Here is a 24,329-nt window from a genome sequence, read left to right as displayed (position 1 = left end):
CGGCTTATGGCCGGTCTCTTTTTACATGTTTATGATTTTCATTTTTAAATAATGTAAATTCAGGGGGGCGGGATTTTTTATTAATTATAATCACATCACGCCACACATCACCAACCCCAGAATAATAGTTAACTCCCAAAAATAACTGTAATACCAGCACCGACTGCACCACCAAAAACGGAAGCTAAGAAGATAATGACCAACTCCATTGACTTACTACTTTTACTTTCAAAATAACTTATTATTTCAGCTGTTTCTGCAATAGGATAAGATGGCCAGTTGTTTATTAAATCATCAACAAAATGCATTAGATAATTACTATATTTTCCACTTTTATATATTGATGAATAGTGTTGCTGACATGTGTTTTTAAATTGAATCTCTTGGCCTTTATAAAGACCAATATCTCGATATAAGCCACTTAATAGTTTTGGCCTATATGATATTCGATCCTTCAATGTCTTCTTATATCCATCATCTTCCAGCCTCATTAGATCATGCAGCTTATCTTGTATAACACACCAATCCAAAAGCCGCTTACGATTCATTGCCTCCAGTTCATAATAAAAACCAACCTCACTAGACAACTCAAAAACAAACTCATCAAAAGCAATATCTTCAGACTCAAACACATTCTTAGAATAAGAGAAACTTAAATCATCATAACCTGGAACCTTCGTGTGATTTAATTCAAATACTTTGAATTCATCAATGTTTTCTTTCGATGACTCACTAAAGAAAAAATCAGCATGAAATGGTGATGGGCCAATGTAATCAAGTTGCAAAATAGAACTAACTAAACCGATCTCCTTTTTAAAATACTCCCTAACTACTTGTATTGCTGTTGATGGAGATGAACTTCTGCCTGCACCAATGGATTCAACGATAGTAAAAGGTCCATGCCAGTCATGTATGAATAAAACTTTGAAATTATCTGAGTCAGTATCTATATTATCTCGTTCTTTACCAATAAGCTCACCTTGAACTCTTTTGGGCAAATAAAGATTAAATGACAGTTTATATAATGGAATAAGAGGGTGACATGGCTCACCATTCCTCATTTTGGTGGATTCACATGTCTGAATCTTTTCATTTTTTACGTCATAATCAAAAATTATTTCAACGTCACTTACAGTGGATAGCTTTTCTAAAGAAAGTTTAACCTCATCAATATACTCTTGAACTGTAATTTCTCTAGTTATTCCCTCTTTAAAAGAAAAGTTTAGGCAACCCACACCAAACGCTTTCATTCCAACCCCCTAAAGCTAAATTCACCTTTCCACCTGATGTTTAAATTTCACTAGAACAGACAAGGAACACTATGATACTCAAAATAAATTATCAGTAACTAAAAAATACCAAAAATTCATTGGACAATATCCATTTTTGAAATAAAAGCCCCCCATCTTGCGATGGAGGGCGTTTTATCGTTCCGGCTATTGAGTCAGATTGACCCAATGTTCAGCGATTACAGGGACTCTGCGGTCGCAACCACGTTTTCCACGGTAAAGCCGAATTCCTTGAACAGCAGCTCGGCCGGTGCAGACTCACCGAAGGTGGTCATACCGATGATCTTGCCACCGAAACCGACGTACTTGTACCAGTAGTCGGCGATGCCCGCTTCGATGGCCACGCGCTTGGTGACGGAAGACGGCAGGACGGACTCCTTGTACTCGGCAGACTGGGCGTCGAATACGTCGGTGGCCGGCAGGGAAACCACGCGCACGGCGCGTCCCTTGGCAGTCAGCTGCTCATAGCCGGCCACGGCCAGCTCCACTTCGGAACCGGTGGCGATCAGGATCAGCTCCGGGGTGCCGGCGCAGTCTTTCAGCACATAACCACCCTTGGCGGTATCGGCCAATTGCTGGGCGGTACGGTCCATCTGGGGCAGGTTCTGGCGGGAGAAGATCAGCGCAGTCGGGCCGTCCATACGCTCGATGGCGTGCTTCCAGGCGATGGCGGATTCAACCTGGTCACATGGGCGCCAGGTGCTCATGTTCGGGGTCAGACGCAGGGAGGCGATCTGCTCGACCGGCTGGTGAGTCGGGCCATCTTCACCCAGACCGATGGAGTCGTGAGTGTAAACGAAGATGGCGCGCTGCTTCATCAGGGCGGCCATACGCAGGGCGTTGCGGGCGTACTCCATGAACATCAGGAAGGTGGCGCCGTAGGGGATGAAACCACCGTGCAGGGCGATACCGTTCATGATGGCGGACATGGCGAACTCGCGCACACCGTAGTGGATGTAGTTGCCTGCCGCGCTCTCGGGGGTGAGCGACTTGGAACCGGACCACATGGTCAGGTTGGACGGAGCCAGGTCAGCGGAACCACCCATGAACTCGGGCAGCAGCTTGCCGAACGCTTCCAGAGAGTTCTGGGACGCTTTACGGGTCGCAATCTTGGCCGGGTTGGCTTGCAGGGTCTCGATGATCTTGGCAGATTCAGCGGCCCAGTTGGCCGGCAGCTCGCCTGCGGTGCGACGCTTGAACTCGGCAGCCAGCGCCGGGTGAGCGGCTTCATAGGCGGCAAACTTGGCAGCCCAGTCGGCTTCCAGCTTGGTGCCCTTCTCCTGACCGTTCCACTCGGCGGCGATGTCGGACGGAATAACGAACGGTGCGTGGTCCCACTTCAGGAAGGCACGAGCGGCGGCGATCTCGTCGTTGCCCAGCGGTGAGCCGTGGCAATCGTGAGAACCGGACTTGTTCGGTGAACCGTAACCGATGATGGTGCGGCAGCAGATCAGGGTCGGCTTGCCGGTCTCGGCCTTGGCGGCTTCGATGGCGGCATTGATGGCTTCCGGGCTGTGACCGTCAACGGCAGCAATCACGTGCCAGCCGTAGGCTTCGAAACGCTTGGGGGTGTCGTCGGTGAACCAGCCTTCAACGTGACCGTCGATGGAGATACCGTTGTCATCCCAGAACGCGATCAGTTTGCCCAGTTGCAGGGTACCTGCCAGGGAGCAAGCCTCGTGGGAGATGCCTTCCATCAGGCAGCCGTCGCCCATGAAGGCGTAGGTGTAGTGGTCAACGATGTCGTGACCCGGCTGGTTGAACTGCTCGGCCATGGCTTTTTCGGCGATCGCCATGCCCACGGCATTGGTGATGCCCTGACCCAGCGGGCCTGTGGTAGTTTCGATGCCTGGCGCATAACCGTACTCGGGGTGGCCCGGGGTGCGAGAGTGCAGCTGGCGGAAGTTTTTCAGATCGTCGATGGAGAGGTCATAACCGGAGAGATGCAGCAGAGAGTACAGCAGCATGGAGCCGTGGCCGTTAGACAGAATGAAACGGTCGCGGTCGGCCCACTTGGGGTTGTTCGGGTTATGCTTGAGGTGGCTGCGCCACAACACTTCGGCGATATCCGCCATTCCCATGGGGGCGCCCGGGTGACCGGAGTTGGCTTTTTGAACGGCATCCATACTCAATGCGCGAATGGCATTGGCAAGCTCTTTACGAGAAGGCATCTGTATCTCCTGCGATTGCTTCATTTGATGGCCAAGATTAAGGCGCGTTATTGTCCCAGCAGGGGGCGTGCGGTGCAAATATTATCTGGGCGAATAAAGTGGCTTTGGGAGCTCAATCGCTTTTCTTGCCAAGGCAAACGATTGAGTTGTCATCGGCTTGCACCCCAAATGGGGTAAAGCACGTATCTTGTTCGGCCAGCACGGGGCAAAACCAAAATAGTGCTGGCAATCGAGAAGGGCGCTAACTAAAATGGACGTCCAGATGTAGATACCTCTACAATCATCCTATCATCACCCGGTTATTGCTGTGGCGATAACCCCAGACAAGCTGAGAATCCCATCATGGCAAAGCTGTTTACTTCCGAGTCGGTCTCCGAAGGCCATCCCGACAAGATTGCGGACCAGATCTCCGATGCGGTACTGGACGCCATCCTCAAGCAAGATACCAAGGCCCGTGTCGCCTGTGAGACCCTGGTCAAGACCGGTATGGTCATGGTAGCGGGTGAAGTAACCACCTCTGCCTGGGTTGATATCGAAGAGATAGTGCGCGATACAGTGCGTGACATCGGCTACACCCACTCCGACATGGGCTTCGACGCTGACTCTTGCGCCGTGCTGAACGCCATCGGCAAGCAGTCCCCTGACATCAATCAGGGTGTTGACCGCAGCGATCCGCTGGAGCAGGGCGCTGGTGACCAGGGCCTGATGTTTGGCTACGCCACCAACGAAACCGACGTGCTGATGCCCGCCCCCATCACCTACTCTCACCTGCTGGTGAAGCGTCAGGCCGAAGTGCGCAAGAACGGCACCCTGCCGTGGCTGCGTCCGGATGCCAAGAGCCAGCTCACCTTCGCCTACGACGACGCAGGCAAGATCCTGGGTGTGGATGCCGTTGTGCTTTCTACCCAGCACAGCGAGTCCATCAGCCACAAAGATCTGGTGGAAGCGGTGCGCGAAGAGATCATCAAGCCTGTGCTGCCGGCAGAGTGGATCACCAAGGACACCAAATACTTCATCAACCCGACTGGCCGTTTCGTTATCGGCGGCCCCATGGGTGACTGCGGTCTGACCGGTCGCAAGATCATCGTCGACACCTACGGCGGCATGGCCCGTCACGGTGGTGGCGCCTTCTCCGGCAAGGATCCGTCCAAGGTTGACCGCTCCGCCGCCTACGCTGCCCGCTACGTGGCCAAGAACATAGTCGCCGCCGGTCTGGCGGATCGCTGCGAGATCCAGATCTCCTACGCCATCGGCGTGGCCGAGCCGACCTCCATCAGCGTCGAAACCTTCGGTACCGCCAAGGTGGCCGAGGATCTGCTGGTCAAGCTGGTACGCGAGCACTTCGAACTGCGCCCGTATGGCCTGATCGAGATGCTGGATCTGAAGCGCCCCATCTACCAGGCTACCGCTGCCTACGGTCACTTCGGTCGCGAAGAGTTCCCTTGGGAGCAGACCGACAAGGCCGAGCTGCTGCGCTCCGCTGCTGGCCTCTAAGGCACTCAGTTGTGATAAAAGGGGAGCCTGGCTCCCCTTTTGCTTGTCTGCCGACCGACGGAAATCCCATGTCTGCTACCCCTGCTCATCTCGAACAACTGCTGTATCAGCGGGTCGACGCCTGTTTCGTGCAGGCCGAGGCGCGCCTCGGTCGCACCTTTGCCCGTCCGCGCATCCACTGCAATATGCGGGGCCGGGCGGCGGGTTCGGCGAGGCTGCAGACCTGGGAGCTGCGCTTCAACCCTGCCCTCTATCAGGCCAACCAGCAGGCGTTTCTGGACGAGGTGGTGCCCCATGAAGTGGCCCATCTGCTGGTCTATGCCCTCTGGGGTGAGGGTCGGGGCAAGCATAGGGTATTGCCCCACGGCCAGCAGTGGCAGTCGCTGATGCGGGAGCTGTTCGGGCTTGAGCCCAGAACCACCCACAGCTTCGATCTGACGGTGCTGGCCCAACGCACAGTGCCTTATCGCTGTCACTGCCAGCAGCATCAGCTGTCGGTTCGCCGCCACAACAAGGTGGTGCGCGGTGACGCCCGCTACCACTGCCGCCGTTGCAAGCAGCCCCTGGAGCGGGAACAGCAGGTGCCAGTGCCTGCACAGTAAGCCAGCCCGTGTCGCAACCCTGTGTTAGGGTGCCTTCTCTTTTCGTCCAACCGTTTTATTGCCAAGGATCTTCATGTTTCGTCCCCTGCTCTCTGTCGCCCTGACTCTGTTGGTCAGCCTGCCCCTTCATGCCCAGACTTTTCGCACCGCCAAGCAGGATCTGGTCAAGCTCTATCAAACCCAGCCCACAGTCACCACCTTCTACTGCGGCTGCGACATTCGCTATCAGGGCAAAAAAATGAGCCCGGATCTGGCCAGCTGCGGTTATGAACCGCGCAAGCAGCCCAAACGAGCCGCCCGTATCGAGTGGGAACACGTGGTACCCGCCTGGGAATTTGGCCATCAACTGCAGTGCTGGCAGCAGGGTGGACGCAAAAATTGCAGCAAGAGCGATGAGTTCAACAAGATGGAGGGGGACATGCACAACCTCTTCCCCGCCATCGGCGAGGTAAATGGCGATCGGGCCAACTACCGTTTCTCCGACTGGAACGGCAAGCCGGATCAATACGGCCAGTGCCAGATGCTGGTGGACTTCAAGGAGCGCCGGGTGCAACCACCCAAGGGGCTGGTACGAGGCCAGATCGCCCGCGCCTACCTCTATATGAGCCAGCAACACGGGCTGCGCCTCGCCGCGCAACAACGTAAACTGTTCGAAGCCTGGGACAGGCAGTACCCGGCAGATAGCTGGGAGTGCGAGCGCAACCGCCGCATCGGCAAGCTGCAGGGCAATACCAATCCCTTCATTGAAAAGCAGTGCCGATAACCCCATTTGACTAAGGAGGGGGAGCGCCCCCTCTCATCATGAACCCCTTCAACCTCTGCCGCGTGAGCCTTGCTCAACGCCTCGCAGTAGGATATTGAAGGGTTTCCAAGCAAGAGACTGATAATCAGCCATGCGCATTCCACGTATCTATGAAGCGGCCACCCTGCAAGTTGGCCAGACCCTCGCCCTGTCGGAAGACGGTGCCAACCACATCGGCCGGGTACTGCGCATGCAGCCGGGCCAGCAGCTCGAGCTGTTCAATGGCGACGGCAATCAATATGCCGCCACCATCACCCTGGTCGGCAAGAAATCGGTTGAAGTGACCATCGACAGTTGCGAGCAGCGCGCGGTGGAATCCCCCTTCGCCATCCATCTGGGCCAGGTGATCAGCCGGGGCGACAAGATGGACTTCACCATCCAGAAATCCGTCGAGCTGGGTGTCACCTGCATCACGCCGCTCTTCTCCGAGCGCTGCGGCGTCAAGCTGCCCGCCGACAGGCTGGAGAAGAAACGCGAGCAGTGGCAGAAGGTGGTGATCAGCGCCTGCGAGCAGTGCGGCCGCAATGTGGTGCCCGAAGTTCGCATGCCGATGGAGCTCGATGCCTGGCTGGCGGAAGAGACCCAAGAGCTCAAGCTCAACCTGCACCCGCGCGCGCCCTACAGCATCAACACACTGCCGGTGCCGGAACACGGGGTGCGCCTGCTGATCGGTCCGGAAGGGGGCTTGTCGAGCGACGAGATCGCCCGTACCGTGCAGGAAGATTTCAAAGAGATGCTGCTGGGGCCGCGGGTGCTGCGCACCGAAACCGCCGCCCTGACCGCCATTACCGCGCTGCAGTGCCGATTCGGTGATCTCGCTTAATACCTGCGGGCAGCGCCATACCTGCGCGGGCAGTGTCGATAAACTGCGTGGCGACAGCGAATGATGACAGCCTCAAACGGCCGATTACGCTGCGCTAATCGACCCTACAACCCAATCGAGCCATTAAGAAGGATATTCGGATGACCATTAAACTCGGCATAGTGATGGACCCGATTTCGGCCATCAATATCAAGAAAGATTCCAGCTTTGCCATGCTTGAAGAGGCGCAAAAGCGCGGCTATGAGCTCTTCTATCTGGAGATGTCGGATCTCTACATGGAAGCCGGTCGCGCCTTTGGCACCATGCGCCCGCTGACCGTCAAATATGACTATGCCGACTGGTTCAACCTGGGCGAGGTGATCGATCAGCCCCTCTCCACCCTGGATGTGATCCTGATGCGCAAGGATCCCCCCTTCGACACAGAGTTCATCTATGCCACCTATATGCTGGAGCGAGCCGAGGATGAGGGCTGCCTCATCGTCAACAAGCCCCAGAGCCTGCGCGATGCCAACGAGAAGCTCTACACCGCCTGGTTTGCCGAACACACCCCGACCACGCTCGTCACTCGCAGAGCAGACAAACTGCGGGCCTTCCACGCCAAACACAAAGACGTGATCCTCAAACCGCTGGACGGCATGGGTGGCGCCTCCATCTTCCGTATGAAGGAAGATGACGCCAACGTCGGTGTCATCATCGAAACCCTGACTGAACATGGCAGCCAGTACTGCATGGCGCAGACCTATCTGCCCGCCATCAAGGATGGCGACAAGCGGGTGCTGGTGGTGGACGGTGAACCGGTTCCCTACTGCCTGGCGCGCATTCCGGCACAGGGGGAGACCCGTGGCAACCTGGCGGCCGGTGGCCGTGGCGAGGCACGCCCCTTGAGCGAAGCGGACTGGGCCATCGCCCGCGCCGTCGGCCCGACCCTCAAAGAGAAGGGCCTCATCTTCGTCGGCCTCGACATCATTGGCGATAGGCTGACCGAGATTAACGTCACCAGCCCGACCTGCATCCGCGAGATCGAGGCCGCCTTTGACGTCTCCATCACCGGCATGCTGATGGATGCCATCGAGCGTCGGCTGGCGAAAGCCTGAGTGGCTCACCACTAAACGGCAATAAAAGAAGAGGCGGCCCCTGGGCCGCCTCTTCTTTTTCATCCTGTTACCTCATTTATCCCGGCACCCTTTAGCAGCGGAACTGCCCTACCTTCACCTTGAGATCGCTCGACAGCTGCTCCAGCTCATGACAACTCTGGTTCAACTCGGAAGCGGCCCTGGTCGACTCGGTCGCTATGTGGGCTATGTTGACCACGTTGCGGGTGATCTCCTCGGCTACCTTGCTCTGCTCCTCAGCCGCCGTGGCGATATGGGTGTTCATCTCGTTGATCACATTGACCGAACTCACTATCTCGCCGAGGGCCTGACCACAGGCCAGCACGGTGCGATTGGACTCCTCAACCTGACTCAGCCCCAGTTCCATGCTGGAGGCCGCCTCGCTGGCCCCCTGCTGCAACTTGACGATGGTCTTGCCGATCTCTTCGGTAGAGCGCTGAGTGCGCTGGGCAAGGGTACGCACCTCATCGGCCACCACGGCAAAGCCGCGACCCTGATCGCCGGCCCGCGCCGCTTCGATGGCCGCATTGAGCGCCAGCAGGTTGGTCTGCTCGGCAATGCCACGAATGGCATCCATCACGCTGCTGATATTGCGGCTGTCATCCGCCAGCTGGGTGATCATGGCGGCCGTGTTCTGGATCTGGGCGGAGAGGCCGGACATGCGCAAGATGGCATCTTCGACGATATGGTGGCCGTGACGGGCACTCTCGTGGGCATGGTGCGCCGCATCAGCGGCGCTGTTGGAACTGTTCGCCACCTCGGCCACAGTTGCACTCATCTGGTTCATGGCGGTTGCGGTCTGATCCGTTTCTGCCTGTTGCTCTGCGAAGCGCCCCCGGCTCTGCATGCCGATGTGGGCCAGATGGGCCGACGCTGTGGCAAGCTGCTCCGCCATGCCGTTGATCTGGGTGATGAGCTCACGAAAATGGCAGATCACCTCGTTGAGTGAATGAGCCAGCCCGCCCATCTCATCTTTGCGTAGCACGGGTACCAGCTTGCTCAAGTCGAGATCGGTCTGCATGCCGCGCAAGATCCCGCCCATGGCGACCAAAGGTTGACTGACGCTACGCCCTGCCCACACACCGAAGAACAGAATGCAGGCCCCCCCCACCACAAACATCAGGATAAAGAGCTGGAATAGTTGCTGCCGGAGATCATTGAGCTCGCCAATATTTTGCTCCGCCTCCTTGAGCTGGAATTCCACCAGCGCGCTCACACCGTCGCTCACCGGATCTATCACCCCGTAGAGGGGCATGATGCGGGCAGCCAGCAAATCCCGCGCCTCCCCCTGCATCTGATCCAGCACAGCCACCACGGCAGCAATCTGCTGATCGGCGGCACCAAACAAGGCCTGCACACTGGCGGCCTCCTGCTGTTCGGCCGCGCTCATCTCCCGACTCCGGTATTGCTGCCAGATCTGCGCTATCTCCCGCTGCGCCTGCTGCATGTCAGCCTTGGCGTTGGACGGTGCTATGCCCCCCACATTGGCTTTATTGGCCGCATCGATCACCTTGACCGCGTAGAGATCGGCAATCTGCTTGAGCTCCTTGAGCTGTACCACCTCTCCCTGATACATGGCGTTCATTCCCGCCATCAACTGGGACATAGCCTGGGTTGCACCGACCAGCAAGGCCAACAGTGCCAACAGGGGCACAACGCAACCCAGAATCAACTTCTGTCTGATCGAAATACCTTCCATGGCTTTCTCTCCACTCGAAATATACTGATAGCCTAGACCCTGCTGGTAAAAAGCGGTTTTGCCCAACGAGGCGAGCTGCCATAATTGCTTCAAATACCTTTGCAATATTTGGCCCATATGCAAACACTGCAAAATCATTTTCTGCTCGCCATGCCGAGCCTCTCCGATCCCTATTTCGAACGTTCGCTGGTCTATCTGTGCGAGCACAATGAAGAGGGTGCCATGGGGCTGGTGGTCAATATCCCGGTGGACATGTCACTGGATGCCATGCTGACCCAGCTCAAACTCGCACCACCGCCCAGCCCGGAGCTCAAACAGCCGGTGCTGCAAGGGGGGCCTGTGCATGCTGATCGCGGCTTCGTGCTGCACAGCTTCCGTCCCGGGTTCAACTCCACCCTGCAGGTGGGGGACGAACTCATGGTCACCACCTCCAAGGACATACTGGAAACCCTGGGCACCGAACAGGCACCGGATCACTGGTTGGTGGCGCTCGGCTACGCAGGCTGGAGTGCAGGTCAACTGGAACAGGAACTGGTGGATGGGGCCTGGCTGGTGATACCGCCCAACCCGGATCTGGTCTTCAAGACCCCCATTCATCAACGCTGGCAGCAAGCGGCCGCCAGCATAGGGGTCAATCCCATTCATCTATCCAGCGACATCGGCCATAGCTGATGCCGTTTGCCACGCATTTTGCGATGCGTTTTGAGGAAAATATTCAATGTCATCACGCAGTATCATGGGCTTCGACTACGGCACCAAGAGCATAGGGGTCGCCATCGGACAGGAGCTCACCGGCACGGCCCAGCCCCTGCGCGCCATCAAGGCCAACGACGGTGTGCCCAACTGGGACGACGTCGAGAAGCTGCTCAAGGAGTGGCAACCGGATCTGCTGGTGGTCGGCCTGCCGCTGAACATGGATGGTACAGAGCAGGAGATCACTGTGCGGGCTCGCAAATTCGGCAATCGCCTGCACGGCCGCTTCGGCAAGCAGGTGGAGTTCAAGGACGAGCGGCTCACCACCACGGATGCCCGCGCCCGCCTGTTTGAACGGGGTGGCTACAAGGCGCTCGATAAAGGCAGCGTGGACGGGGTTTCCGCCCAGCTCATTCTGGAAGCCTGGATGGAAGAGCAGTACGGCTAATCCAGAAACAACAAGGCAAGGGCCTCAGCCCTTGCCACATACTCCCCCATCATGCCTGTGACTGATCAGGCGCCAGCGCCTCATCCTCTGTCAGACTCAGGTGTTCCGAATGCCCCATGGGAACCGTGACTGCGACATTAGCGTGGCGATACGTCGTTGTAGAGTCGCCGGATTTCGTTGCGCAGCCACATCACCTTAACATCCTGATTGTGGCGTTTGTGCCAGAGCAGAACGAAGGCAATCTCCAACTGGGCGTAGAGCTTCTCGGACAGCGGTAGCGGCATGGCAATCAGGTTGTCGTGATGCTTGGCCGCATAACCGCCGCAGTAGGAAGGGGCGATGGCAATCAGCTCGTGGCTGGACTGGGCGGCAATATGCAACGCCTGCTCGAAGCTGGAGACCATGATGGGCACATTTCGTTTCAGCCCCTCCTCCTCCAGCAGACTGTCGAGAGCCCAGCTGTCATTCGCTTCCCACACCATGCTGACCTGAGGAGACGCCAGAAAGTTCTCCAGCGACCACTTCTGCTCGAGCAGGGGGTGATCCTTGCGCAGAAAGACCACGGGGCGATCGGTGAACAGCACCTCATGGTCGATGTAGTAGGGCAACCGGTTGACCTTGGCCCGGGAGCGGGCATAGGTTTCCCTGGCACAAAATCCCAGATCCGCATCCCCGTTGACAATGTCATTGAGGGAATGGTGATCCCACCCCAGCATCCTGACCACAGAGTTGGGGTACTTCTGGTAGATGGCCATGGGCAAGTCGCTCAGGAAGCTGATGTAGAAAGGCGACTCCATTACCAGACTAAAGCGGGCCCCGTCGGGGATCGCCTCGCTGTTGAGCGAGGTGATGGTGTCAGTGAGCTGGAACCAGACCTTCAGCTCCTCCTCCAGGGTCAGGGAGAGGTTGGTGGGCTGCAACCCCTGCCGCACCCGTACAAACAGGGGATCATCAAACCAGTCCCGCAGTTTGGCGAGGGATTTGCTCACCGCAGACGGGGTGACACAGAGCTTTTTGGCCGCCCCTGCCACACTGCGCGCCTGCATCAGGTACTTGAAGACCACCAGCAGGTTCAAATCGAGCTCACCCAGATTGCGCATATCCCCTCTCATCTTTCGTTATCCCCGCGACTGCGCTTCACGTACCGCGAGCAATGGTAGCAGTCCTTTGACGGCCAGGTAACTGAGCTGTGCCAGCAACAGGGCGTAGATCAGCATCTCGGTCGGGGCAAAGCCCAGCTGGCCCAGCAACCAGATATAGAGGCCGGAGAGACTGATCTGCATGATGCAGAGCACGGCGCTGGCGAACGCCACATTGTGCTGGCAACCATCGAGCGCCTCCCCCATCGCCACCCCGAAGCCGCAAGAAAAGCCAACGCAGACCAGTGCAAACCCCGGCAGCAGCAAGTGGATATCCCCTCCCGACTGCCAGCTACCGAGCAGCAAGCACGCCGCCAGCAGATAGGCCAGATGGGAGAGCGCCAGCACCTGCTGTTTGCCCAGGCGGCGCAACAACAATGGAGTCAGGAAGGAGGTAGACATGCTCACCCCGGCCATCACCATCATCACGATGGAGTACTGCTCGGTGGTAAAGCCAAACTCCTTCATCAGGATCAGTGGCGAGACGCTGACGTAGACCAAAATGGACGTCACGCTGGCACTGGTCAGCAGGGAGAGCAGCATAAAGCGCGGGGAGCGCAGCAGGGCGAAGGGCAACGCCGTGTCACTCCCCGGTTGCCGGGCAGGACGGGTCTCCTTGAGCAGCAACAAGTTCACCAGACCGCTAATGGCCGCCACCAGCGCCATCGCCACGAAGATCCCGCGCCAGTCAAAGTGGGACAGGATGAGATAACCGAGCACCGGAGCCAGCACAGGGATCACGCAGATGACGCCATTGATCATCGAGAGCGCCATCGCCAGCCGCTCCTGGCTCAATACATCCCGCAGCACGGTAAAGGTCATGATATAGAGCGCCCCCGCCCCGACGCCCTGCCAGAAACGGCCGAGATAAAACTGGCTGATCCCCGCCGCATTGGCCGCCACCAGCGAGGCGATGACAAAGATGAGGGCGCCCCCGATCACCACCCAGCGCCGTCCGTAACGATCCGCAATCATTCCCCCCAGCAGCACGGTGGCCGCCATACCGAACAGATAAATGGAGAAGGCGGTGTGGATCTGCGCCTCGCTCGCCTGCAGGGTGTCGGCAATCTGGGGCACCGCCACCAGATAGAGATCGATCCCGACCGGATAGAGGATGATCATCAGAAAACTGCACAACAGGAAAATACCCATGGATGCTCCATAACAGAGTGGCCCGCAAGCACCCGCCTGACGGCTGAAACAGGCGGCCAGAGTGGGCGGGGCCAAGGTGGTAACGAACGTAGTAACGAACGTAGTAACGAACATGACAACGAACAGGGTCGCAATGGGGGAACTATATGGGCGACCCCCTCCTGCACCTAGTGAAGAGATGGCGATCGGTACATTCCAATTTGGACATTTTATTTTAAGTGCCGAGCTATTTGGGCATTAACGTGAACGATGGCCGTGCCAGGCAGCACCAAAAAGTACGCCGGGCAATCCCGGCGTACTCATCTCAATCAAAACAACCGCACTGTCACTCAGCCAGCTGGCTCAGGATGGCGTGAGCCGCCTTGACCCTGGCCTCGATGGGATAGTTGCGGTTGGCCAGCATGACGATGCCTATCCCCTTGGCCGGCACGAACACCACATAGGCCCCAAAGCCGCCGGTCGAGCCCGTCTTGTTGTAGAGTCGCGCTCCCCCCATCTCTTGGGACGCGGCAACAGGTTTGACCGGGTTGGCATTGTAAGTCACCGCCGGGGAGTTGCCCTCCAGCAATGTCTGCTCGGTCACCGGATAGGCATAACTCTCCCAGCCCAGTCCCTGGGTCATTTCCCCCACAGAGTAGAAACCTGTGTGGGTCAGCGCGATCGCGCTTTTTACCGCGGCATCTCCCTGATACCCCATGTTCGCCTCGACAAACTTCAGCAGATCCGCAGAGCCGGTCTTGATGCCATAGGCCTCGTCAGCCAGCACGCCCGGATTGACCCTGACGGGCTTGTCTTCCTTCGAGTAGCCATAGGCATAATTCGCCATGGCCGACTCCGGCACCTGGATATAGGTGTGATGCAAACCCAGCTTGGGCAGCAGGGTCTGGCTCATCAGTTGCTCAAACGGCTGGCCCAGACTATTCGCGGCCAGGTGACCAAACAGACCTATGCTGGGGTTGGAATACTGGCGATGGGTACCCGCCGGGTAGGCTGGCGTCCACTGGCGATAATAGGCACGCATCTTGTCGGTGGAATCCACCTCGTCGGGGAATTGCAACGGCAGACCGCCCGCACTGTAGGTGGCGAGTTCGGCCATGGTGATGCCGTCGAAGGCGGAGCCTTTCAGCCAGGGCGCATGCTGGCTCGCCTTGTCCTCCAGCTGAAAACCACCCTTGACCGCGGCATAGGCGCCAAGGGTCGCGGTCAGTGTCTTGCTGACCGAACCAATCTCGAACAGGGTCTGCTCGCTGACGCGAGCTCCGCTCTCCCGATCCGCCACCCCGTAGTTGAAGTAGTGCGCCTTGCCTTCTTTGAGCACGGCGACCGCCATGCCCGGAACCCTGTGCTCCTTGAGCAAAGGCTGGATGGCGCCATCCACCACGGCCGTCAGGGCCTCGGCTTCTTTTGCATGGGATAAGGGGGAGAGCAGCAGGGTACTCAGTACCAACAGCGACCGGGTTGTAGCTTTTTCCATTTGATGAGTCTCATGATGAATGTAGGTAACGCCAACCCCATGGCTGGCACAGTCAATCCGTGCGTCAGCATAGATGAGCTCCATGTGCCCACAGTGAACCAGAGTGAAGTCTGTGTGAAGTCGCCCCAAAAATGACCCGGCTCAATGGCTTGCCCTTTCGTTGCCCCCTCCTCCATCGCTGACGTATAAGCTGTAGGGGCAATGAGACACAGGGGGAAGCACGAGTGAAAGCACAAGAACAGATAGCAGGGCTGCTGGCGGCACTGGAGCAGGTGATTTTGGGTAAGCCCTTGCAACTCAAGATAGCCCTGGTCACCCTGCTGGCCCGTGGTCACCTGCTGATCGAGGATCTGCCCGGCATGGGCAAAACCACCCTGGCCCACGGGCTGGCACAGGTGCTGGGGCTCGACTGCCGACGGGTACAGTTCACCGCTGATCTGCTGCCCGCCGACCTGCTGGGGCTGCAGATCTTTGACCCCCACCAGCAACAATTTCGCTTTCACCCCGGCCCCGTCTTTACCCAGGTGCTGCTGGCGGACGAGATCAACCGTGCCAGCCCCAAGGTGCAAAGTGCCCTGTTGGAGGCCATGGCCGAGGGCAAGGTGAGCATAGAGGGCCACACCCACCCGCTCCCCGCCCCCTTCTTCGTCATCGCCACCCAGAATCCGGCGGATCAGGCGGGCACCTATCCCTTGCCCGAGTCCCAGCTCGATCGCTTCGCCGTGCGCCTGTCGCTCGGCTTTCCACCACGGGAGGCCGAACGCCAGCTGCTGCGAAGCGGTAACCAGACCAGCCCCCTGACCCGGCAACTGGATGCTGCCGGGCTGGCCACCCTGCAGGCCGAGGTGGATGCCATTCATGTCTCCGATGCCACCCTCGACTACCTGCTGGCGCTGGTACAGCAGAGCCGTTTCGATGCCGAGCTGCCCCAACCTCTCTCCCCCAGAGCGGCCCAGACCTTGCTGGCGGTGAGCCGGGCCTGGTCATTGGTGGCGGGGCGCCGTTTCGTCACTGTGGAGGATGTGCAGGCCGTCTTCCCCTACGTTGCCGAGCACAGGCTCAGAGGCAGCTTCGGGGTACAGCGCGGCGAGGCCAGCCCCCTGAGCCAGCGCCTGCTGGCCAGCGTCAGTCCGGACAATCCTTGATGAAACGCCCCCTGCTGGGCTGGCGCCGGTTCAGGGAGCAGTGGCAGCAACGCTGGCTGACCCGCCGTATCCCCCCCGCCCGCCAGATGGCTCTGGGGCCGCGCAGCCTGTTTATCCTGCCCACCCGCATGGGGCTGCTCTATCTGCTGGTGATGATCGCCATCTACCTGCTCGGAACAAACTACCAGAACAACCTGGTGCTGCTGGTCTCTTATTGCCTCGGCAGCCTCTTCATGGCCGCCATGTGGCTTACCCATCGCAACCTGCTGGGGCTGGAACTGCTGGGAGGTTCGACCGTGCTGGGGGAGGCGGGCAGCCAGGTCCCCATCCAGGTGACGGTACGAAGCGTGCGCCCGTGTCAGGCGCTGCACTTTGCCCTCAATGAAGGCTCCCTCTGGCTGGCGCAGGCAAACTCGACACCCCAGAGCCTGACCCTGCCGGTGCGGGGAATGCAACGCGGCCGCTTGCCACTGGGCCGTCTTCGGGTCGAGAGCCGCTACCCACTCGGTCTGTTTCGCTGCTGGTCGCTGCTGGATCTGCAACTGGAAGCCTGGCTCTCGCCCAAGCCTCTCTATGGGCCACTGCGGGGCGGTTCGCCATCAGGGCAGAAAGGTACCCAGGGTCAAGCTGGTCCGGCCCCCCTCGGCGATTTTGACATGTTGCGGGCACACCAGGTCGGGGAACCCTTCGGCCGAATTGCCTGGAAGCAGTTCGCTCAGGGGCGCGGCCTGCTGGTCAAGCAGTTCCAGGAACCCGAACAAGATGACACTCACCTCAGCCTGCAAGGCGTCACAGGCACGGATCTTGAGCAACGACTGTCAGCCCTGGCCTGGTGGTGCGCCGATTATGGCAAGCGGGGCATTCCTTTCACCCTGACCCTGACAGGCCAGACCCTGGGCCCGGAGAGCGGCCCCGCCTTTCTTCGGCACTGTCAGCGGGCATTGGCCCGCTTCGATGACAGAGCCGGATCTGTAAACGAGAGCTCTCCCAATGCTGCTCGATAATCGCCGTCTGCTGCCCCTCATCGCCTTGCAGCAAGGTGTGCTGGTGCTGGCACTCTGGCCCCAGCTGCAGCTCTGGGTCGTCGCAGTCGGCGCCATCACCCTGGGCGTGCGGGCCATGATGCTGTGGCAGGAGTGGCGATCGCCCCCCGCTCGCGTACTGGCACTGCTGGCCATCACGGGGGTTCTGCTGTTGGCCTGGCAATGGCGGGCGCTGGGCACGCTGCCAGCCCTCATCAACCTGCTCTGGCTCGGCTACAGTCTGAAGATGATAGAGGTGCGGCGGGAGCGGGATGTAGAACAGGTGCTGCTGCTCGCCTTCTTTCTCATCGCGCTGGCGCTGGTGCAACGTCAGAGCATGGGCTGGGCGCTGGCCATGGCGGGCACACTCTGGCTGACGGTGAGCACACTGGTGACGGCCGTAGCACCGGAGCAGAGACAGCCGTGGCGCAGCGCCGGCGCCTCCCTGCTGCTGGCTCTCCCCCTGCTGCTGACCCTGTTTCTGGTGCTGCCAAGACTGCCCCCGCTCTGGCAGATGCCGACCACCAGCCGCGCCCTGTCGGGGCTCTCGGAAGAGGTGGCCCCCGGCGACATCAGCGAGCTGGTCAACTCCTCCGAGCTGGCCTTTCGCGTCACCTTTGCCGATGGCCCGCCCCCCGCCAGCGAGCGCTATTTTCCGGTGATGCGCCAGGAACAATTCGATGGCCGCCGCTGGCTGCTGAGTGCCGAGACCCGGCAGTGGCAGCAATCCCAGCCCATGCAAAGCATACAGCTACAAACCGGCGCAGGTCCCCTGCCCCCCGCCAGTTACGAGGTGATCGCCGAACCCCAGCGCCACCGCTGGACGCTGGCGCTCTCCCAGCCCAGCGTCTTGCTCGGCCCTGTGCTGGTCAGCCCGCTGGCAACCCTGTATCGCCGCGATCGGGGGGATCAAAGGATCAGCTACCGGGTCACCACAGCGCCGACGGCGCTGCCTGCCGACAGCGCCACCCTGCGGCGCAACCTGCAACTGCCCGCCGCCGGCAACCCAAGAGCCCGCGCCCATGCCCAGGCACTGAAGGCCCGCCATCCAGTGCGAGCCGAGCTCGTCGCCGCCCTGCTCGACGGCTTTCGGCGCGAGCCCTTCTACTACACACTGCAGCCCCCCCTGCTGGGGCCTGACGGGGTGGATGACTTCCTGTTCAACAGCCGGCGTGGTTTTTGTGGTCACTACGCCATGGCAAGTGCCTTCGTGCTGCGGGCAGCCGGGATCCCGGCGCGGCTGGTGACCGGTTATCTCGGCGGGGAGTGGAATCCACAGGGCCAGTATCTGGAGGTGCATCAGTTCGATGCCCATGCCTGGGTGGAGTACCAGGATGACAGTGGCAACTGGCAGCGACTGGACCCGACGGCGGCGGTGGCACCGCAGCGGGTCGAGGGCGGCATGACGGCAGCCTTGAGCGAAGAGTTCACCGCCGCCGATCCCCTCTCCCTGCAGCGCTATCGCCAATGGGCCCTGCTAAACCAGCTGCGCTGGTGGGGAGCCAACCTCGACTATCAATGGACGCGGCGGGTGCTCAACTACGATGCGGCCCGGCTGTGGCAACAGGTGGGGTTGCGCTGGCCGGCCCTTGCCAGTCATACCCCTTGGTTGATCCTGACCTGCTTGCTGGGAGTCGCCACCCTGATCGGCACACTGCTGCTATGGCCGGGACGGGCTCTGCCACACCTGAAGGTATGGCAACCCCTGCTCAGACGGGCTGCCCGCCAGGGGTGGCAGCCCCACGCAGGGGAGAGTCTGGCCAGCTGGTGCGAGCGGCTCATCCACCTTGACCCCGAGCTGGCGCGGCCACTGCAGCGCTGCGCCTGGCTCTATCGGCGCTGGCGCTATGCCCCTCTCTCCGAACAACGGCGGCAACAAGCCCTGCGACAACTGCAACGACGGCTGCGCCAAACCTGCCAGCTATGGGACAAGCGCAGGTAGTGGCAATCCAGCCAGCATGGAATATCGACAAGGATCCACCAAAAAAGAAAGGGAGCCAATGGCTCCCCTTCTTTATCATCCCATGTTGACCTGCGCAGGGTTTAAAGCTGCTTGCCGTGCTGGGTCGGGTTATCCCAGATCCCCTCTTCCAGCTGGCTGCGGATCTCTGGGTACTTGTTGGCATCGAAGGTGGGCACCTTGCCCAGCTTGAGCTGATCGTTGTAGTCCTTGGCCAGCTTGATGGCCACGCTGGAGAGCAGCAGTATGGCCACCAGGTTGACGATGGCCATCAGCCCCATGGAGACATCCGCCATGGCCCACACGGTCGGCAGTTCACCCACTGAGCCGAACATCACCATGCCCAGCACGAACATCCGGAACAGCATCAGGCCACCCTTGTGGTTGTGCTCCAGGAACACCAGATTGGTCTCGGCGTAGGAGTAGTTCGCCACTATGGAGGTGAAGGCGAAGAAGAAGATGGCTGCCGCGATGAAGATGTTGCCACCGCCACCAATCTGTGAAGAGAGTGCACGCTGGGTCAGCTCAACACCCGTGATGCCTGAACCGGGTTCAAACTGACCGGACATCAGTATGATGGCCGCAGTACAGGTACAGATGACGATGGTGTCGAGGAAGACCCCCAGCATCTGTACATAGCCTTGGGAAGCCGGGTGTGGCGGATAGGGCGTCGCGGTCGCGGCGGCGTTGGGGGCAGAGCCCATACCCGCTTCGTTGGAGAAGAGACCGCGCTTGATGCCATTGATCATCGCCTGGGAGATGGCATAACCCATGGCGCCTGAACCTGCCTGCTCGATGCCGAAGGCAGACTTGATGATCAGGGCAAATACCCCGGGCAGCTCGGTGATGTTCATCGCCACCACGAACAGCGCCATCAGTATGTAGGCCAGCGCCATGAAGGGCACCACCAGTTCGGCGAAACGGGCTATGCCTCGAATGCCGCCGAATATGATAAGGCCAGAGAGCACCACCAGCGCCAGGCCGGTAGCCCAGTCAGGAATGCCGAACGCTACCTTCATCGCCAGGCTGATGGAGTTGGCCTGCACCGCATTGAACACCAGGCCGAATGCCAGCAGCAGACAGAGGGAGAATACCACCCCCATCCAGCGCATGCCGAGACCGCGCTCCATGTAGTAAGCCGGGCCACCACGATAGTTGCCATCCTCATCCTTCACCTTGTACAACTGGGCCAGGGTGCTCTCAACGAACGCCGTCGCCATACCAATGAAAGCGATCAGCCACATCCAGAAAATGGCGCCCGGGCCACCCAGATAGATGGCAACGGCCACACCGGCCAGGTTGCCGGTACCCACACGGGCGGCAAGGCTGGTACAAAGAGCCTGGAAGGAGGAGATACCGGCCTTGTCTGATTTGCGGCTATTGCGCAAGACGGAGAACATGTGGCCGAAGTGGCGAACCTGAATAAAACCCAGGCGGAAAGTAAAGAAGATGCCGACCCCTATCAGCAGGTAGATGAGCACAGCTCCCCACATCAGGTCGTTTAGCATTGCGATCAAGGTGTCCATATTTCTCTCGTTGTTATCACATCCATGGCCAGTCTGCGCTGACCCCTTTCTGTCTATTTCTGAATTAGCGTTTCACTAAAGGGGCGGAATCTAGCATAGCGAGGGAGTTCAGAATAGTGATCCCGATCACTACAGAAACAAAAAACGAGCGTTTCAACGCAATAAAGCTTCATTTAACACGCAAAGTTTCAACAAAACTGAGAGTCAAATTTATCCGGCGATAAATTAGACCCAAAAGAGCACATTTTGGCAATTATCTACATAGAGGTAGCCGTGCTCGTCGGGAGGCAAACTATTGCGCAAGCGTTTACCTGAAATGGCTTTCAAAATGGGGCGACTTCGCCAAACGTTTTACACGTAATAAAATTTCAAGTAGCTAACCACACAATTTATGTGATCGACTACACAAAACCGAGAATCAACCAAAAAAGTTGTTTTTATCAGGGGATAAAAACGATCACGAAAAATGGATAAAAGTCGTTTTTAATCAACTACTTTCACCCACTACTTCCCACTGCTGGCGAGGACTGGATGATAAGCATACAAGCCACCCTATTGCAGGATGAGCCACATCCGTATTAATTAGGCAGGCAGTGGCGATGGGCCTCCCCCATCGTGCTTTTCTGAGCCTGAGTCGCCGTGATTTTGTAATTTTATTTCAGAACTGTCGTCTCACGCCCGCCACCCCAGAGCCTGCGCCCTCACCAAGAGAATGCGCCCTCATAAAGAGATGATATTTGCCATGGCCGATAAATTAACCCAGCTGAAAGCCCTGACCACAGTTGTCGCCGATACCGGTGATATCGAAGCCATCAAGCGCTACCAGCCCATCGATGCCACCACCAACCCGTCCCTGGTGTTGAAGGCATCCGAGATCCCCGAATATGCGGCGCTGATCGAAGACGCCATCAGCTGGGCCAAATCCCAGAGCCAGGACAAGGCACAGCAAATCATCGACGCGGGCGACAAGCTGGCGGTCAACATAGGTCTGGAAGTGCTGAAAATCGTTCCGGGCCGCATCTCCACCGAGGTGGATGCCCGTCTATCCTTCGACACCGAAGCCAGCATCGCCAAGGCCCGCAAACTGATCCGTCTCTATAACGAAGCGGGCATCGCCAACGATCGCATCCTGATCAAGCTGGCCTCCACCTGGGAAGGCATTCGTGCCGCCGAGGTACTGGAGAAAGAGGGTATCCAGTGCAACCTGACCCTGCTGTTCTCCTTCGCTCAGGCCCGTGCCTGCGCCGAAGCCGGTGCTTTCCTGATCTCCCCGTTCGTGGGCCGCATCCTCGACTGGTACAAAGCCAAGCACAACCGTGACTATACCCCGAGCGAAGATCCGGGCGTTGTCTCCGTCACCGCCATCTACGACTACTACAAGCAGCACGATTACCCGACAGTGGTCATGGGCGCGAGCTTCCGCAACACCGGCGAAATCCTGGAGCTGGCCGGTTGTGATCGTCTGACCATAGGCCCTGCCCTGCTGGAAGAGCTGAGCAAAACCGAAGGCGCCGTGGTGCGCAAGCTGAACTACACCGGCGAGCGCAAGGCAAAACCGACTCCGATGTCCGAGGCCGAATTCCGCTGGGAGCTGAACCAGGACGCCATGGCTCACGAGAAGCTGGGTGAAGGCATCCGCATGTTTGCCATCGATCAGGGCAAGCTGGAAACCATGCTGGCCAGCCGCCTCTGATAAGGCGTCAGGACCAGACAAAAACCGGGCTCCCGCGAGGGAGCCCGGTTTTTTTATGAGCGCTTGATCCCTTGTCATGAGTTCGTCACGAAAACGTTTTATTTTCAATGGCGTTATGTTATACGGGTGATGAAAACGAGAATAACCAAGGAGGGAGCCATGGAAATGTTCAACTTCGATTATGACGATGTAGTTGAGCTCGGTTCGCGTAGCCGCGGGACAACGGGAAAAAAACGTAAATGGCGTGAGATTGAGGCGTTGAAAGATAAACATCGCCTGCAGAAGGAGCTGCAATCCATCGACATCGCTTATGAAGGTCTCTCAGACGAGATCGAACTGTAAAAACAAGGCCCCGGTTCAACCGGGGCCTTGTTTTTGAGTACCTTGCCCTCAGGACGAGGGGGGCAGCGAGAGCCGTTGGGCCAACTCCTGAAAGTGCTGGCTGATCTCGGCGCCAAACAGGGGATCCCCGATGGCGCGATTCTGCCAGAGCTGCTCCAGGTGACGCCAGTCATCCTCGGTCAGTGAATCACGCAGATGAGGGAAGATGACCGCCTCTTCATAGTTCATGTGCGCCTCTTGCAGCGCCACAAACTGCTCCAGCCTGGCGGTGAACTGATCCAGCGGAATGACCGAATCCATCAGTATCATCTCCACCATCTCCTTGAGCTCGGCACCGGCACCCAACAATCTGGCGTGCTCCTCCTGCAGCCTGTTGGCCACCTCCCCTTCCACCACCCGGTATTTCAGGTAGTAGTCGTAGATCATGTCCTCTTTCGGATGGTGGTACTTGTCAGAGACCTCTCGCAAATAGTCCACCGCGTCCCGGATCAGGAAGTAGCTGACTGGCTGTTCATTGCGAATGGCGACGAGCTTGTGTTTGAGCAGCGTCAGCAACCTGGCGATATTGAGATGGTCCTTGTGCAGACTGGATAACATGGGCACTCCTTGCGCTGAAATGGGAAGATCCTGTCTCGAGTATACGGTCATTTATCGCGCTAACTTTGCACTCAATCAAGTCATCTGCAGACAAGGCGACAAGCAAGCAAGAGCTCAGCCCCCTCACATACGCCCGTCAAGCCCCGCCAATTCGGCTCCTCAGCCCATGTGCAGACACCAAGCCACCCTCACCAGGATCCGTTCATGACGTGACCAGAGCAGGCTTGCCCGCGACACTTATGGCCGTTACCCGCAGACCGAATGCCAGTTGATGGGGCTCATCCCCTGTTGGGACAGCAGACGATTGGTCTCGGAGAAGTGGCCGCAACCGATAAAACCGCGATGAGCCGAGAGCGGACTGGGGTGAGGCGCACTCAGCACATGGTGTCGGCTCCGGTCAATGAAGCGTCCCTTCTTCTGGGCATGGGCCCCCCACAGCAAAAAGACCACTCCCTGACAGCTGGCATTGATCTGCTCGATAACCCTGTCGGTGAAGGTCTCCCAACCCAGATGGGCGTGGGAGTGGGCCATGCCCGCCTGTACCGTCAGCACTGTATTGAGCAGCAAGACCCCTTGCTGGGCCCAGGATTCAAGAAAACCGTGGTTGGGTGTGACAAAGTCCGGCAGATCCCGCTGCATCTCCTTGTAGATATTGACCAGAGAGGGAGGCGTACGCACACCGGGCAGCACGGAGAAGCAGAGGCCATGGGCCTGATTTGGGCCGTGATACGGGTCTTGCCCCAGGATCACCACCTTGACCTGATCCAGCTCGGTCAGCTTGAAGGCGTTGAACACCTCGGTTGCGGGAGGATAGATCACCTTGCCCGCTTCCCGCTCGCTCCTGACCGTCGCCAGGGTCGCCTTGAAATAGTCCTGCTCTTTTTCTGATCCAATCACATCTGTCCAGGTCCGCACCCCAATATCCTCAATTAATACAGCAAGGGGCTCAGGATAGGGGGCCAGACAGCAAGACGCAACCGTAGCGCCATCGTCTGAGCCCACCAAGCAAGGCTGTATCCTTGAGTGATAACACGCAGCAGGGGCATCTCCCGGCCCCGGTATCGCAGACTCGGTCACGCGTCCTCCCAGCTGGCTGTACAGCCCTTCTATATAGAAGAGAAGATCAATGGCTACAGGCCCCATTTC

General features: G+C 58.4%; 21 protein-coding genes. 12 read left to right on the top strand and 9 right to left on the bottom strand.

The genetic code is table 11. The annotated features are described in order from the left end of the window. Window positions 1–128: 128 nt before the first annotated feature. Both ONZ54_RS06555 and tkt read right to left on the bottom strand, forming a co-directional pair. Entirely contained in the window at window positions 129–1,250 is a 1,122-nt protein-coding gene (locus ONZ54_RS06555; RefSeq protein WP_271787739.1) for a hypothetical protein, read from the bottom strand. A gap of 218 nt (window positions 1,251–1,468) precedes the next feature. Beyond that, window positions 1,469–3,460, bottom strand: coding sequence for a transketolase (gene tkt, locus ONZ54_RS06550; protein ID WP_271787738.1), 1,992 nt, complete (start codon window positions 3,458–3,460; stop codon window positions 1,469–1,471). Window positions 3,461–3,802: 342 nt separating this feature from the next. On the opposite strand from tkt, the gene metK reads away from it, so the two are divergent. From metK to gshB, 5 genes are all read left to right on the top strand, one after another. Continuing rightward, complete coding sequence (gene metK / locus ONZ54_RS06545; protein ID WP_021140072.1) at window positions 3,803–4,954, top strand: methionine adenosyltransferase; 1,152 nt, start codon at window positions 3,803–3,805, stop codon at window positions 4,952–4,954. A gap of 68 nt (window positions 4,955–5,022) precedes the next feature. Further along, window positions 5,023–5,556, top strand: coding sequence for a SprT family zinc-dependent metalloprotease (locus tag ONZ54_RS06540; protein ID WP_271787737.1), 534 nt, complete (start codon window positions 5,023–5,025; stop codon window positions 5,554–5,556). 73 nt (window positions 5,557–5,629) lie between these two features. Beyond that, window positions 5,630–6,319, top strand: coding sequence for an endonuclease (locus ONZ54_RS06535; RefSeq protein WP_058393851.1), 690 nt, complete (start codon window positions 5,630–5,632; stop codon window positions 6,317–6,319). A 130-nt stretch (window positions 6,320–6,449) separates the two neighbouring features. Next, the gene (rsmE, locus tag ONZ54_RS06530; RefSeq protein ID WP_271787736.1) at window positions 6,450–7,181 is read left to right on the top strand and encodes a 16S rRNA (uracil(1498)-N(3))-methyltransferase; all 732 of its coding nucleotides are present in this window, start codon (window positions 6,450–6,452) and stop codon (window positions 7,179–7,181) included. A 140-nt stretch (window positions 7,182–7,321) separates the two neighbouring features. Beyond that, window positions 7,322–8,275, top strand: a complete 954-nt coding sequence (gene gshB, locus ONZ54_RS06525; RefSeq protein ID WP_021140068.1) for a glutathione synthase — start codon at window positions 7,322–7,324, stop codon at window positions 8,273–8,275. 91 nt (window positions 8,276–8,366) lie between these two features. Here gshB and ONZ54_RS06520 read toward each other — a convergent pair whose 3' ends face one another. Beyond that, window positions 8,367–9,992: a methyl-accepting chemotaxis protein gene (locus ONZ54_RS06520; protein ID WP_059168429.1), complete on the bottom strand. Its 1,626-nt coding sequence runs from the start codon at window positions 9,990–9,992 to the stop codon at window positions 8,367–8,369. Window positions 9,993–10,109: 117 nt separating this feature from the next. Between ONZ54_RS06520 and ONZ54_RS06515 the strand changes: the two genes are divergently transcribed. Continuing rightward, entirely contained in the window at window positions 10,110–10,664 is a 555-nt protein-coding gene (locus ONZ54_RS06515; protein ID WP_005316953.1) for a YqgE/AlgH family protein, read from the top strand. A gap of 46 nt (window positions 10,665–10,710) precedes the next feature. Beyond that, window positions 10,711–11,133: a Holliday junction resolvase RuvX gene (gene ruvX / locus ONZ54_RS06510; RefSeq protein WP_042037503.1), complete on the top strand. Its 423-nt coding sequence runs from the start codon at window positions 10,711–10,713 to the stop codon at window positions 11,131–11,133. Window positions 11,134–11,270: 137 nt separating this feature from the next. Here ruvX and yidZ read toward each other — a convergent pair whose 3' ends face one another. The 3 genes from yidZ to ampC all read right to left on the bottom strand — a co-directional run bounded on the left by yidZ (window position 11,271) and on the right by ampC (window position 14,898). Continuing rightward, entirely contained in the window at window positions 11,271–12,233 is a 963-nt protein-coding gene (yidZ, locus tag ONZ54_RS06505) for an HTH-type transcriptional regulator YidZ (RefSeq protein WP_271787735.1), read from the bottom strand. A gap of 18 nt (window positions 12,234–12,251) precedes the next feature. Continuing rightward, window positions 12,252–13,424: an MFS transporter gene (locus ONZ54_RS06500; protein WP_271787734.1), complete on the bottom strand. Its 1,173-nt coding sequence runs from the start codon at window positions 13,422–13,424 to the stop codon at window positions 12,252–12,254. 325 nt (window positions 13,425–13,749) lie between these two features. After that, window positions 13,750–14,898, bottom strand: a complete 1,149-nt coding sequence (gene ampC, locus ONZ54_RS06495; RefSeq protein ID WP_271787733.1) for an FOX/MOX family class C beta-lactamase — start codon at window positions 14,896–14,898, stop codon at window positions 13,750–13,752. Window positions 14,899–15,122: 224 nt separating this feature from the next. On the opposite strand from ampC, the gene ONZ54_RS06490 reads away from it, so the two are divergent. From ONZ54_RS06490 to ONZ54_RS06480, 3 genes are read left to right on the top strand one after another with little or no spacing between them, the layout of a single operon-like run. After that, complete coding sequence (locus ONZ54_RS06490) at window positions 15,123–16,043, top strand: AAA family ATPase (RefSeq protein WP_271787732.1); 921 nt, start codon at window positions 15,123–15,125, stop codon at window positions 16,041–16,043. Continuing rightward, the gene (locus ONZ54_RS06485) at window positions 16,043–17,047 is read left to right on the top strand and encodes a DUF58 domain-containing protein (protein WP_271787731.1); all 1,005 of its coding nucleotides are present in this window, start codon (window positions 16,043–16,045) and stop codon (window positions 17,045–17,047) included. Before ONZ54_RS06490 ends, ONZ54_RS06485 begins: the two co-directional genes overlap by 1 nt. Beyond that, window positions 17,034–19,007 carry a transglutaminase TgpA family protein gene (locus tag ONZ54_RS06480; protein WP_271787730.1) on the top strand — a complete coding sequence of 658 codons (1,974 nt, stop codon included), beginning with the start codon at window positions 17,034–17,036 and terminating at the stop codon, window positions 19,005–19,007. Before ONZ54_RS06485 ends, ONZ54_RS06480 begins: the two co-directional genes overlap by 14 nt. A gap of 101 nt (window positions 19,008–19,108) precedes the next feature. On the opposite strand, the gene ONZ54_RS06475 is transcribed toward ONZ54_RS06480, so the two are convergent. Beyond that, window positions 19,109–20,551, bottom strand: a complete 1,443-nt coding sequence (locus ONZ54_RS06475; protein ID WP_005316972.1) for an alanine/glycine:cation symporter family protein — start codon at window positions 20,549–20,551, stop codon at window positions 19,109–19,111. Between the two features lie 742 nt (window positions 20,552–21,293). On the opposite strand from ONZ54_RS06475, the gene tal reads away from it, so the two are divergent. Next, window positions 21,294–22,244 carry a transaldolase gene (gene tal / locus ONZ54_RS06470; RefSeq protein WP_021140061.1) on the top strand — a complete coding sequence of 317 codons (951 nt, stop codon included), beginning with the start codon at window positions 21,294–21,296 and terminating at the stop codon, window positions 22,242–22,244. A 159-nt stretch (window positions 22,245–22,403) separates the two neighbouring features. Beyond that, window positions 22,404–22,586 (top strand): DUF3545 family protein, encoded by a 183-nt coding sequence (locus ONZ54_RS06465; RefSeq protein WP_005316976.1) that lies wholly within the window; start codon window positions 22,404–22,406, stop codon window positions 22,584–22,586. Window positions 22,587–22,634: 48 nt separating this feature from the next. Here the strand turns inward: ONZ54_RS06465 and ONZ54_RS06460 are convergent, their stop codons facing one another. Further along, a complete protein-coding gene (locus ONZ54_RS06460) occupies window positions 22,635–23,183 on the bottom strand; it encodes a hemerythrin domain-containing protein (RefSeq protein ID WP_005316978.1) in 549 nt (182 codons plus the stop codon). Window positions 23,184–23,429: 246 nt separating this feature from the next. Further along, window positions 23,430–24,098, bottom strand: coding sequence for a uracil-DNA glycosylase (ung, locus tag ONZ54_RS06455; protein WP_005316980.1), 669 nt, complete (start codon window positions 24,096–24,098; stop codon window positions 23,430–23,432). Window positions 24,099–24,329: the final 231 nt, after the last annotated feature.

Source organism: Aeromonas salmonicida (genome assembly GCF_028355655.1).
Taxonomy (GTDB): Bacteria; Pseudomonadota; Gammaproteobacteria; order Enterobacterales; family Aeromonadaceae; genus Aeromonas; species Aeromonas salmonicida.
Note: the sequence above shows the minus strand (reverse complement) of the source record. Positions and strands in the feature narration are given on the sequence as shown.

Coding starts and splice junctions, on each gene's coding strand:
- metK (WP_021140072.1), top strand. CDS start 3,803: ATGGCAAAGCTGTTTACTTCCGAGTCGGTCTCCGAAGGCCATCCCGAC.
- ONZ54_RS06520 (WP_059168429.1), bottom strand. CDS start 9,992: ATGGAAGGTATTTCGATCAGACAGAAGTTGATTCTGGGTTGCGTTGTG.
- gshB (WP_021140068.1), top strand. CDS start 7,322: ATGACCATTAAACTCGGCATAGTGATGGACCCGATTTCGGCCATCAAT.
- ONZ54_RS06475 (WP_005316972.1), bottom strand. CDS start 20,551: ATGGACACCTTGATCGCAATGCTAAACGACCTGATGTGGGGAGCTGTG.
- rsmE (WP_271787736.1), top strand. CDS start 6,450: ATGCGCATTCCACGTATCTATGAAGCGGCCACCCTGCAAGTTGGCCAG.
- ONZ54_RS06460 (WP_005316978.1), bottom strand. CDS start 23,183: ATGTTATCCAGTCTGCACAAGGACCATCTCAATATCGCCAGGTTGCTG.
- ONZ54_RS06535 (WP_058393851.1), top strand. CDS start 5,630: ATGTTTCGTCCCCTGCTCTCTGTCGCCCTGACTCTGTTGGTCAGCCTG.
- ONZ54_RS06555 (WP_271787739.1), bottom strand. CDS start 1,250: ATGAAAGCGTTTGGTGTGGGTTGCCTAAACTTTTCTTTTAAAGAGGGA.
- ONZ54_RS06485 (WP_271787731.1), top strand. CDS start 16,043: ATGAAACGCCCCCTGCTGGGCTGGCGCCGGTTCAGGGAGCAGTGGCAG.
- ONZ54_RS06465 (WP_005316976.1), top strand. CDS start 22,404: ATGGAAATGTTCAACTTCGATTATGACGATGTAGTTGAGCTCGGTTCG.
- ONZ54_RS06515 (WP_005316953.1), top strand. CDS start 10,110: ATGCAAACACTGCAAAATCATTTTCTGCTCGCCATGCCGAGCCTCTCC.
- yidZ (WP_271787735.1), bottom strand. CDS start 12,233: ATGCGCAATCTGGGTGAGCTCGATTTGAACCTGCTGGTGGTCTTCAAG.
- ONZ54_RS06500 (WP_271787734.1), bottom strand. CDS start 13,424: ATGGGTATTTTCCTGTTGTGCAGTTTTCTGATGATCATCCTCTATCCG.
- ONZ54_RS06540 (WP_271787737.1), top strand. CDS start 5,023: ATGTCTGCTACCCCTGCTCATCTCGAACAACTGCTGTATCAGCGGGTC.
- ONZ54_RS06480 (WP_271787730.1), top strand. CDS start 17,034: ATGCTGCTCGATAATCGCCGTCTGCTGCCCCTCATCGCCTTGCAGCAA.
- ampC (WP_271787733.1), bottom strand. CDS start 14,898: ATGGAAAAAGCTACAACCCGGTCGCTGTTGGTACTGAGTACCCTGCTG.
- tkt (WP_271787738.1), bottom strand. CDS start 3,460: ATGCCTTCTCGTAAAGAGCTTGCCAATGCCATTCGCGCATTGAGTATG.
- ruvX (WP_042037503.1), top strand. CDS start 10,711: ATGTCATCACGCAGTATCATGGGCTTCGACTACGGCACCAAGAGCATA.
- tal (WP_021140061.1), top strand. CDS start 21,294: ATGGCCGATAAATTAACCCAGCTGAAAGCCCTGACCACAGTTGTCGCC.